Origin of the sequence: Reichenbachiella agariperforans, assembly GCF_900142205.1 — a bacterium.
GTDB lineage: Bacteria > Bacteroidota > Bacteroidia > Cytophagales > Cyclobacteriaceae > Reichenbachiella > Reichenbachiella agariperforans.
In genome coordinates, this window is record NZ_FRAA01000007.1 from 235645 (window position 1) to 247481 (window position 11837).

General features: G+C 48.1%; 7 protein-coding genes. 5 read left to right on the forward strand and 2 right to left on the reverse strand.

What is annotated here, in order from left to right; all coding sequences use genetic code 11:
* Positions 1–54: 54 nt before the first annotated feature.
* From BUB99_RS16635 to BUB99_RS16655, 5 genes are all read left to right on the forward strand, one after another.
* Positions 55–2094 (forward strand): beta-galactosidase, encoded by a 2040-nt coding sequence (locus tag BUB99_RS16635; protein WP_221407520.1) that lies wholly within the window; start codon positions 55–57, stop codon positions 2092–2094.
* Positions 2095–2248: 154 nt separating this feature from the next.
* Positions 2249–4315: a CRTAC1 family protein gene (locus tag BUB99_RS16640; RefSeq protein WP_073124358.1), complete on the forward strand. Its 2067-nt coding sequence runs from the start codon at positions 2249–2251 to the stop codon at positions 4313–4315.
* 12 nt (positions 4316–4327) lie between these two features.
* A complete protein-coding gene (locus BUB99_RS16645) occupies positions 4328–5488 on the forward strand; it encodes a hypothetical protein (RefSeq protein WP_073124360.1) in 1161 nt (386 codons plus the stop codon).
* A 10-nt stretch (positions 5489–5498) separates the two neighbouring features.
* Positions 5499–7037 carry a sulfatase family protein gene (locus BUB99_RS16650; protein WP_073124362.1) on the forward strand — a complete coding sequence of 513 codons (1539 nt, stop codon included), beginning with the start codon at positions 5499–5501 and terminating at the stop codon, positions 7035–7037.
* Positions 7034–8434 carry a sulfatase gene (locus tag BUB99_RS16655; protein WP_073124364.1) on the forward strand — a complete coding sequence of 467 codons (1401 nt, stop codon included), beginning with the start codon at positions 7034–7036 and terminating at the stop codon, positions 8432–8434. Before BUB99_RS16650 ends, BUB99_RS16655 begins: the two co-directional genes overlap by 4 nt.
* A 130-nt stretch (positions 8435–8564) precedes the next feature.
* On the opposite strand, the gene BUB99_RS16665 is transcribed toward BUB99_RS16655, so the two are convergent.
* Both BUB99_RS16665 and BUB99_RS16670 read right to left on the reverse strand, forming a co-directional pair.
* Complete coding sequence (locus BUB99_RS16665; RefSeq protein ID WP_139281062.1) at positions 8565–9923, reverse strand: T9SS type A sorting domain-containing protein; 1359 nt, start codon at positions 9921–9923, stop codon at positions 8565–8567.
* Positions 9924–10099: 176 nt separating this feature from the next.
* A complete protein-coding gene (locus BUB99_RS16670; protein WP_139281063.1) occupies positions 10100–11719 on the reverse strand; it encodes a tetratricopeptide repeat protein in 1620 nt (539 codons plus the stop codon).
* Positions 11720–11837: the final 118 nt, after the last annotated feature.

The window sequence follows — 11837 nt, forward strand, 5'->3', positions numbered from 1 at the left end:
CCCAAACTATTTTTGGTAGCAGCCATGCTGTGGTCATCGTGCGCTGATCAACGCATGACAAATAGTGACCGTACCAGTTTGTTGTTTGACGCACAGGGCAGCCTAGATACCTCACGTCTGCAAGTGTCGGGACTAGACTATCAGTTGATCAATACAGAAGGTGGAGAGGGGTTGCGCATCCGTACCAACGAAGAAGTAAAAGGGCAATTTTTGACGCTACGCAGTGCGGCAAACCAACCATGGGAGTTGGGGGATACATGGCAAGTCCAGGCCGTGGTTTCCAACATCGGCAGTGAGCCCATGCAGGCAGAGATGTTTGTAGGCAATGATCCCGATGGTCTTGTACGCTGGTACTGTTCGGACTATATCGACTTGGTGCCGGGCCAAACGGACACGATCACGGTCAACCTAGCTTGGACGCCATGGATCAACGAACCCACAGTTCCTCTTGTCGGGATGCGTGGAGCTCCAGGCATGACCAAAACCGATTTGGCTAAAATTCAATCGATACAGTTTAGGCCTAGGTATGCGACTCGTGAGACCGTATTTGTGCTGCACGATGTGTGGGCTGTAGGGTCACTACAGTCGCATTCCTCCGAATCATTTTTACCTTTCATTGATTCATTTGGTCAATACAAGCATCAAGATTGGCCAAGCAAAACGCACAGCACACAAGAGTTGAAAGACAACTACACCCAAGAGATCGAGACAATGAGTGCCTCGAAATCAGGATGGATATTTGATCCATACGGGGGCTATGCTCAAGGGCCACTACGCAAAGCTACTGGCTTTTTTAGAGTGGAAAAGTATGAAGGGAAATGGTGGATGGTAGACCCAGAGGGACGTTTGTTTTGGAGCAATGGACTCAACTGTGTCAATGCCAACATGACATTGACAGGTATAGATGGGAGAGAGGACTATTTTGAAGGGTTACCCACCGAACTTGAGCCTTTGGGGCAGTTTTACAGAGCTGGTACTTGGGCCTCCCATGGTTTTTACAAGGACAAAATACCTTTCCAAGCTTACAGTTTTTTGGAGGCCAACCTCTACCGAACATTCGGTGATACATGGAAAGAAGAGTTCCTTGATTTGACACACAGACGTATGCGATACTGGGGGATGAATACGCTCGGCAATGTGTCCGATGCACAACTCAAAGCACAACAACGAACACCATACGTCGGTACTGTCTGGATTCGCAATACCCCCAAAATCGAAGGGTCTGAGGGGTTTTGGGGCAAGTTTCACGATGTGTTTGATCCTGCGTTTAGGCTCGCAGTGCGTGACAACATGGCTTCACAGCGACAGGGTGCAGGTGATCCATGGTGTATGGGCTTTTTCGTGGACAATGAAATGTCCTGGGGATTGAAAGGTTCTTTGGCTATCGCTGCGCTCCATAGCCCAGCTACTCAAGCTTCCAAAATTGAGTTTGTCAAGGATCTTCAAGAAAAATACATCGACATCAAAGCATTGAATGGCGCATGGAAGACGGATTATGCCTCATGGCAGGATTTGCTAATTCGCCAAGAGCATGAGGGATTGGAAAATGCACAATCCGATTTGAATGCGTTTTATGGGAAGATCGCTGAAACTTATTTTCGAATAGTGAGCGAAGAGCTTCATCGTATCGCTCCCAATCAGATGTACCTAGGCTGTCGTTTTGCCTGGGCTAACAATGACCTAACCGTGGCTGCTGCTGCGGAGTACTGCGACATAGTGAGTTTCAACAAGTACGAGTACAGCATCGCCAATTTGAGCCTGCCGACTGGGATAGATCGCCCCATCATGATCGGAGAGTATCACTTCGGAGCGACCGATCGCGGACATACGCATCCTGGCGTGAAGGTGGCCAAAAACCAAGCCGATAGAGGACACAAGTATGCCGAGTACATCCGTGGTGCGATAGCCAATCCACAGATTGTAGGGGCACATTGGTTTCAGTACACGGATCAAGCGGTGACTGGACGTGAGGACGGAGAAAACTACAATGTAGGGTTTGTAACCATCACGAATACGCCCTACCAAGAGTTGGTGGATTCGGTGCGGATGGTCAATCATCAGATGTACCAGAGACGATTGGGTTCAACTGAATAGGTGTCATATCAAGCAGTAGAAGAGAAATAGAATGTCAAGAAATAGCCAGATAGTAATTGTAGTTTTTTGTTTTTTAACGGCGTGTGCCGCACCGAATTCCAACCCAATCCACCTAGAGCAGGTCCTCCCTGTGGAGGGCCTGACTCTACCTGCTATGCAAGTAGAAGTAGCTGGACACTACCGTGTCGTGTGCGAAGTAGAGGCGTTGGAGCGAGAGGCAAGGTTGAGTATGTTGGAGGGAGAGACGGTGCTTTTGGATCGGGTCAGTATTCCAGGCCTAGGGCTACACCAGGTGGATGTGGTCTTGGCACGTAGACTTACAGCAGGAGAGCATAGGTATACCCTTCGGGCAAATGGTGGAACCCTTCGAATCAAGAGCCTAGCCTTGCAGCGATATGAAGGTCCGGCATTGCCTCGTTTTGTAGATATCTCTACAGCTGCGGAGTTTGATACGGAGCTGACCTGGAAATATGGGGGACCCAGTGTAGCAGATATCGATGGGGATGGAGACTATGATTTTGTCCTCAACAACCATGACAAAGTACCCGCTCAGGTGTTTTGGAACCAAGGTAATGGCACTGTCATAGAAAATGAAAAGCCGCTTATTCGTTGGGATGTACACGGTACTGCAGCGGGAGATTATGATCGAGATGGAGATTTGGATATCATCGTGGCACAGGGAGGTGGCAATGGCACAACTCCAGCACCACCCCATTTGTTTCGAAACGATGAAGGGGAGTTTGTCGAAGTGACCCAGGAGGTAGGTGTCACGCAAGGGGCACGTGGACGCTCGGTGCGATGGATTGACATGGATTTAGACGGAGATTTGGATCTCTTGATGATCAATGCAGGCCAAATCATCCACGAAACTGGACCAAGGAATTTTGTGTATGAAAACAAAGGAGATGGAAGTTTTACCTATTTCAGTAGCCCAGAGATAGAGCATGCCGATGCTGAGCGTATCTTGGTGACTGATCTCAACGGCGATAGTTATGACGATTTAGTGTTGTTTTCACCACTGTCTCTGTGGTTGGGAGATGGAGACTTGACTTTCACGGAAGTATCAGAAAAAATGCTACCGAAAGGCTACCAAGGGATGAAGCTGATTACTGCCGCTGCACCTGTGGATTATGATCGAGACGGAGATTTGGATATTTATTTGACGCGAGGCAAGGTGTACTATGAATTAGCTAATCAATCCTTGGATTTTGATGCTATAGCGGGGACAGTGGATCTCAGGGACGATGGAAGTGAAGGTCGGCGTGGATTGACCTTTGAGACGGAGGGCGATCTGATATTGGAGGAGTTCTTTCATTGGTATAGAGGATATGATGGAGCGTACCCAATCTATCTAGGGAGAGAGAAGCTGACGATGGACACGCCGACGGAGGCAATTGTACTACAGCCTGAGCAAGCAACAGGCTGGCCTGATGATCGTCGTGCCAATGGATGGTATGTGGGCTACTTGGGTGAGGGGAAGTGGCAGATGGAATGGGTCAAAGACGCGAATATATTCTGGGGGATGCGGATGTCTCTGGGTGGTGTGAAGACCGTCCATACCGATTGGGCTCCACAGAATAGCAATGTACAGGATGTACTGTTGCGCAACGATGGGGAGCAGTTTGTCGAGGTAGCTACAGAGACGAATATCCCGAAGGGTGGCAATCACCAAGGTGTGACAGTGGCGGATTTTAACAACGACGGGTATGACGACCTCTTTGTCTATCGATTCGGGATGCTGCGTCAGCGGGTAGAAGACCTCCTACTGATCAATGATCAAAATGGACACTTTGTACAAGTCATGAGCCATGGGGCACACGATTGGGAAGACCCTGGACACGGAGACATGGGCCAGGGGTTTGATTTTGACTTGGATGGTAAAATTGACATGCTCAATGGGAGTGATAACCCTGGTCGCTGGTACCTCTATGGCAATCAAACAACCAAGCTGGGTGGTTTTGCACTGATTCATGTAGGCTATAGTCCTGTCGGACAAGTAGACCCTCTCTCTGCTGTAGTGGAGATCGAGACAGCTAGCGGCACTCAAAAAAGAAGAGTGGCTTCTGCGGGAGCTATTCACTCACAGAGTTTGCTCAACATAGTTCACTTTGGTTTGGCAGAAAACCAATCAATCGATAAGCTGACTGTGACATGGCGCAATGGCGAACAAATAGTACGGACCAATCAGGTAGTCAATCAAGTCATCAAATTGGGATTGTAATAGAGAGAAATAATGAAAGGGAGTAAGGGAATATGGGCAATTGCTGTGGGACTCATGTTGTGGTCTAGTGTGCTGTATGCAGCAGATTTGAATGTGACCAGTGGTATGGATATTGAAATTTCTACGAACGAAACCTATGACAATATCACCATCAGTGGAGGGAGTTTGACTATAAAGGCTGGAGCAGCGGTCTCTGTCAATGCAGAGGTCAATGTGCAAGGAGGGGGAGGTCTTACTGTCGAAAATGGAGCATCACTGGAGTGGTTGTCATTTGGAGCGATGAACTTGTATCAAAATGTCCATCTCTATGGTACAATTGTTCTCAATGGAAACCTGCACCTCAGTGCCACTGGGCATCTGGTGGTGTACGATGGAGGGAGCCTGGTGCAGACAGCTGGGACCTCAGTCAATTATGGTGGAGTGACTGTGCTCAGTAGTGGTGTCGCTAGTTTTTCTGGGAATTTCGACAACAAAGGTACAGGCAATCTAGCCTTAGATGGTGCTGCGTCTTTTGATAGTGACTTGATCAATATGGGGACGGTAGATGGCTCAGGTAGTGCACAAGTAGATGGTACGACTAGCAATTCAGGTGTTTTCTTTGGGTCGACTGACCCAAACCCAGACTGTAGTACAGCTTGTTCACAATCCTCTCTGCCAGTGGGGTTCGATTCCATGGAGCTTCGCTTTGCAGGTGGAGTGTATACACTCCTCTGGTCTGTGTATTCTGAGACCGACAATGCATTCTTTACCGTCGAAGTTTCTGAAGAAGGCATGATATACGACCGATTAGTGGTCGTTGAGGGTAGAGGAACAAGCAATGTACCCAAGACGTATCGACATGTATTGGTGTCAGGAGTGAGGGGACAATATATTCGTTTGAGTCAAACGGATTTTGACGGTACGACAACTGTCCTTCGAGTACTACAAACAGATGCGGGGCGGCAAGAACAAGAGAACGTAGCGTTGTATCCGACATGGGTGAGGAATCGAAAACCTATTCATGTCAAGGGGGCAGAAGAGACCGATAGTTGGAAACTCGTCGGTAGAGAGGGACAGGTGCTAGAGCATGGATACTTGGATCAAGGTCGCGTTTGGTTAGAGACACAATGCAGTGGGGTGTACTTTTTGATTATCGGAAAGCATCTACCACAGAAAATTAAGATTGGATATTAAATTGAGAAGGATGCAATACAGATACATCAAAACATTTATTCTACTCGCCGTGGTTGGGGGCTTGGTTTCCTGTCAAGAGCAAGTGCAAAAAAGAACGATAGTGGAAAAACCCAACATCGTCATCTTCTATGTAGATGACTTGGGTTATGGAGATGTTGGCTGCTATGGAGCCAAGGGCGTGCAAACACCCGTAGTGGATCGACTGGCTGCACAGGGCTTGCGCATGACAGATGCCCATAGTGGGGCTTCTACTTGTACGCCATCCCGTTATTCGCTGTTGACAGGACGATATGCCTTTCGCAATCAAGCTGCCGTGTTGCCCGGTGATGCGCCATTGTTGATCGATACGGCTCAGATTACATTGCCCAAGTTACTTGGGCGTGCGGGGTATCGCAGCGCAGTAGTTGGCAAGTGGCACTTGGGTCTGGGCAATGGCAACATTGATTGGAATGGATCGGTATCGCCGGGTCCGTTGGAGATAGGTTTTGATTACAGCTATTTGTTGCCTGCCACGGGTGATCGAGTACCCACGGTGTATCTCGAAAATCATGAAGTGGTGAATTTGGATCCAAATGATCCGATCAGTGTGTCCTATGGAGCGCCCATTGGCGACCGACCGCTGGGATACGAGCATCCGGAGTTGCTGCGCTATGGAGCGGATCGTCAGCATGGCGAAACGATCGTCAACGGCATCAGCCGCATAGGCTACATGGCCGGTGGCGAAGAGGCACTTTGGGTAGACGAAGAGTTTCCTGAGGTGCTCAATCAAAAGGCGATCAATTTCATCCAGGAGAGCAAGGGTGATCCTTTCTTTTTGTTCTATTCATTTCATGACATCCACGTGCCCCGCTTACCCAATGAGCAGTTTCAAGGAGCCTCTACCATGGGTGTGAGAGGGGACGCGATCGCGCAAATGGACTGGACAGTAGGACAGATACTGAATGAAATCGAGCGTTTGGGATTGGCTGAGAATACCTTGGTGATTTTTACCAGCGACAATGGCCCAGTGCTCAATGATGGTTATGATGATCAGGCCGTCGAGTTACTAGGTGATCATCTGCCTGGCGGCATATACAGAGGGGGGAAGTATTCTGCTTTCGAAGCAGGCACGCGTGTACCGACGATCGTTTACTGGCCGGGACAGGTGCAGCCTGCCGTGTCAGAGGCACTTTTCACGCAAGTGGATCTCATGGCTTCTTTGAGTGCGCTGGCCGGTGTACAGGCTGCAGACAGCGAACTGAGCGACAGTCAAAACCAGATGGAGGCCATGCTTGGGCGCTCGGCGCAAGGGCGAAAGTACATGCTCGAAGAGGCATACACCATGGCGATTCGCAGCAAGGATTGGAAATACATCGCTCCGGTGCCTGCTGATAAAGCCTATCCCGCGTGGCTAAAGGATAAGGACGTGGAAGGGGGAATGGATACCATCCCACAACTCTACCATGTAGCCAATGACCCAAGCGAACAGGTAAACGTCGCGGCACAAAACCCTGAAGTGGTAGCCGAATTGACAAATGAATTGAATGAGCTATTGAAAGACAACCTATGAAATCGCTAAGGCGAATCATACGAGTGGTAGGCCTGCTCGGTTTTTTATATTTCACTTGCCCGACGGTATATGCACAGCCCAATGTGCTGCTGATATTTTCAGACGATGCAGGCTATGCAGATTTTGGATTTCAGGGTAGCGAAGAGATCAAGACGCCAAATCTGGATCAATTGGCCACCGAAGGTATGCGTTTTGAACAAGCATACGTATCAGCGGCGGTTTGTGGGCCGTCCAGGGCTGGGCTGCTGACGGGGCGATACCAGCAACGATTTGGCTATGAGGAAAATAACGTGCCGGGATATATGAGTAAGTCTTGTTTGCCTGATGATATGATGGGGCTGCCTTTAGATCAAGTGACTGTTGCCAATTATCTGAAGGAGCAGGGGTATCGTACTGGACTGTTTGGCAAATGGCATTTGGGCAATGACGATCAGTTTCATCCCACCAAGCGTGGTTTTGATGAGTTTTATGGTTTTCGAGGAGGTGCGAGGAGCTACTTCGAATACAATGAGGAGCATCCCAATCACCGTCAAGAGGATTATTTGGAACGTGGTTTTGGCAATTTTGAGGAGTCTGAAGAGTACTTGACGGACGCCCTGGCTGATGAGACCATTGCTTTTATGGAACGCAATAGAGATCAGCCATTTTTCGCCATGTTGTCATTCAATGCGGTGCATACACCGATGGAAGCTGACCCCAAGGACTTGAAGGAGTTTCCAGAACTTACGGGCAAACGACAGCAACTGGCAGCCATGACTTTGTCGATGGATCGTGCTTGTGGTCGCGTGCTCAAAGCGCTCAAAAAAATCGGATTGGACGACAATACCCTGGTGGTTTTCACCAATGACAATGGCGGCCCCTCAGACGCTAATGCTTCCAATAATGCTCCGTTGAGTGGTACGAAAGCCAACCACTTGGAGGGAGGCATTCGTGTCCCGATGCTGATGCGCTGGCCGGGTGTGATTTCTGCCCATACGACTTATCCTTTTCCGGTGAGTACCCTTGATTTGTTGCCGACGTTTGTGCAGTTAGCAGGAGGCAATGTGGATGAATTGAAGCAGTTGGATGGGGTAGATTTAAAGCCCTATGTCAGTGGAGAAAATCAAGAGCGCCCCCACGAGGTACTGTATTGGAAGAAGGAAAATAGAGGAGCCATTCGCATGGGTGACTGGAAGCTGTTGCGCTATCCAGATCGTCCCGCCGAACTGTATGATCTTTCTAAAGATGAAAGCGAAGTGTACGATTTGGCCAATCAATACCCTGACAAAGTACGCGACATGTACAAGCAATTGTTCGACTGGGAATGCACGCTAGATAGACCTAAATGGCAACTGAAACGCAAATATGAAAAAGATGCGATGGATAGGATGGATGCTTATCATCAAGATCAAAAGTGATTATATGACAGTGAAGCAAAGGGCTGTCCTTGTCCTTGTCGCTTTTTTGAGTTTTGAGTGATACGATTCTATATCACACAATACAGTGATCGGACAGTAGCAGATGGACGGTTGGTCTTTGGTCCAAACGTCACCTTTTGACAAAGGTCTCCGTGGTGCTCTGACCGTCAGCAGTCCAAATTCGCAAGAGGTAGGTTCCCTGTTGTAATCCGGACAAGGGAATGTCGGTTTTTTGGGAGTTTGGAGTGATTTGTAGTTGTACTCTACCACTCAGGTCATAGATTGTCGCCTTACGGATGACTTGACTATCAGCAGATAGGTAGAGGTTACTGTCGGCAGGGTTTGGGTAGACTTGGTAGCCCAGTCCTTCGTCCTTGTTGGACAATACAAAATCAGGGTCTTCTATGGGTTTGTAGATTCTGATCCAATCTACTTTCATCGTGTTTTTGTCTGGATCACTGAGGTCATCATCATTCGGTGTTCGTCCAGCTTCTACGTGCCAATCTTGAGATTCGACATTGATGATGATGTCCAGTTCTTTGGTGAATCCCTGTCCATTTTGATAGTCGTAGGGATCGATGACGCTGGTGTTGGAGAGCGCACTTGCTTCACTCAGTGTAGCAAAAGAATAGCTGCTTCCCGTGGCATATTCAGTTACTTTTTGATAGCCGTTTTCAAAATCCAATTGACCGTCCGTCATGCTAGGGTAGGTATAGTGCCAAGTGCCATTGATGTTGCTAGCAAAGGCTTTGTCATACAGCACACGGACCAATACTCCGTCGATGTAGTACTCGAAATGTTTGGGACCTATCCAGTTGACTCCTACGCGCACATAGGTACGATCCCCTTCATTCCAGCAGTATTCTCCCCAGCTGGTGACTCCATCGGTTCCCCACCAGCTGTTGCGGTCTCGGGGTTGGTAGTCTTGAAAGGGGTTGCGTATGAAAGAATGGTGACTCAGGTGAATGTATTGCGCAAAGAAGTCGTTGTTGCTCTGGGCACCTCCATAGCACTCGATGATATCGATCTCTTGCGTGTCATCTGGGCTCAATAGCCAAACATCCGAAGCGAGCGTGATGTTGGCCACACTGATATTTGATTCGACAAAGACGGGGTATTTGACGCGGTGATTGGATGTGATACAACCTGCATTGACACCAGGTACACCCATTTTGGAGGTGCTGGGATTGCGAGACGATCGAATGACCAAATCATGTCCGTCGACTGAGACATGGTTGTATTGCCAGTAGGTAGTGCCTGGTCCATTCCAATGGTTGTGGTAGAAGTTGTACCACTTGTTATCTCCAAAATTCGTTTGCTGGTTTGCCTCATCAAAGGTGTAATTGAAATCATCCGAAGCGTTGGACTGTAAAACCCACTTGTTGCCTAGACCCGCCTCGGCAGGAACAGGGATATTTGCCCAGTCTTGAGCGGATAGTAGCGAAGTGGATAGTGTAATTAAGGTAAGCGCGATTAAATATTTTCTCATTTTTCTACGAGTACTGTGATCTTTCGTTTTTTTAAATTTAGGTGTCAGGTTTTGATACAGTAAAAGTATGGTGTTTAGTGTTGCTCTTGTTTTTTGACCACTAGACAAATACTCGACAAGGGTCATTTTTATGCGTCAATTGAGGGGTCAACTCAAAGCATGCTTGGGTGAAAAATCTAAACTTTGTCGATAAACTCCTTCAGATTATCACCCTTTTCTAGTCCCAGTCGCTTGCGCAGGCGATAGCGGGAGGTGTTGGCACTTTCTGCTGAGATTCCGAGGAGTTGTGCCATTTCCTTGCCAGAAAAATCCAGTTTGATCAAGGCACAAATCTTATGGTCGTAGGGTTTGAGTTCAGGAAACTGCGCTCGCAGTTTGTCAAAGAAGTCGTTATTGACAGCTGCAAATTGCTTCTCGAAGGCAAGCCAACTTTGGTCTTTGTTGAGTTGGATGGTTTGGATGAGTTTACGTATTTCTGGCGAATGCCCTTCTTTTTGGAGAGTGGTGAGTTGGGTTTTGACCTCCGAAAGTAGTTCGTCTTTGGCGATGATTTGCAGGGTAGTATTGGTGAGTTCCTTGTTTTTGACTTCCAAAATGGCCTGGTTCTTTTCTTGTTCCTGCTGTTGTCGCAGGTGCAGAGCGGTGCGCTCCAGTTTGTGCTTTCTTCTGATTTTTCGGGTCCAAACGATCGCCGCAAAACCCACGAGCACGAGGGTCACTACGAGCACGACGGTTTTCAATATCCAGATATACTCTTCTTGTTCCAATTGTCGGAGGCGTTGTTCTTGTATGATTTGTGCTTGGCGCTCTTGCTCTTCGCGGTATTTGTCTTTGATTTCCAATAGGAAGTGATTGTTGGGACTTTTGGCACTGTAGAGCCATTGGTCGAGTGCATACGCTGTCTGCATGTAGGTGTTGGCTGCTGTGGGTTTTTGCAGGACGGTCATGACCTTGGACAATTTGAAATAGGTGTCGGGGACAAAATTAAGGTGTGCCAAATGGGTTTTGGCGGAGTTGAGTGCCAGCTGGTAGTGCGTCTGTGCTTTGGCGAAAGCCTCCCACGCAACGTACAAGTCGCCAAGTAGTGAGTGATAGATCACCAGATAGGAAGGAAGGAAGTCTGTGAGCTCTGCTTGGAGAGGAAGCAACAGTGCTTCTGCTTCTGGATAGTGGTGCGATTGGATCAGGAGGTAGGCCCGTTCGGCTTTGACTAGGGTATTGGCATAAGGACTTTTTAGAGGGATACTTTCACAACTGTCAAGGTAGGCATTGGCAAGAGACACTTCGTTTTGATATCTAAAATGGATCGCTAAAGCGAAATAGTTGTCTCGCAATTTGAGAGAGTCAATTTCACCCGTAGCGAGTAATCGCTTGTTGATGGTGAGGGATTGGAGGTAGCTGTCCAGAGCGGCGTCTCTTCGTTCGTAGAGACTGTAGAGGATTCCCAGTCCGTTGTAGGAGTCTGCTTGGGTACGTTTGTCACCGACCTGTTCTGCCAGCAGGAGCGCTTGCCAGTAGCAGTCATAGGCCTGACTGTAGTCTACACGGTTGCTATAGCGCATGGCGAGCTTATTGAGAGCAGGTATGGCTTGCAGGGTGTCCCCTTTTTTTAGCCATTCACGTATCTGGTTTTCTTGTTGGGTAGTGGTGCTGTCTCCCATTTGACTTTGAATGAATATGGGTGTGATCAGAAGGGGCAGATCCGAAGCAGTTGTACTGCTGCTGGACTGTGCAGACCTACATCCTATTGCTAACAAAAAAATCAAGCAGAGTCTATGTGTTATTTGTCTTGTCATTTGGTCTTTTCGAGTGAAAACCTTTTCAAAACTGCATGAAATGCATTTTTGAAGCAATATAGATAGATTAAAATTTGCTTCTGTCTATATGGAGTCTATATCGAATATTAGGCTTGGT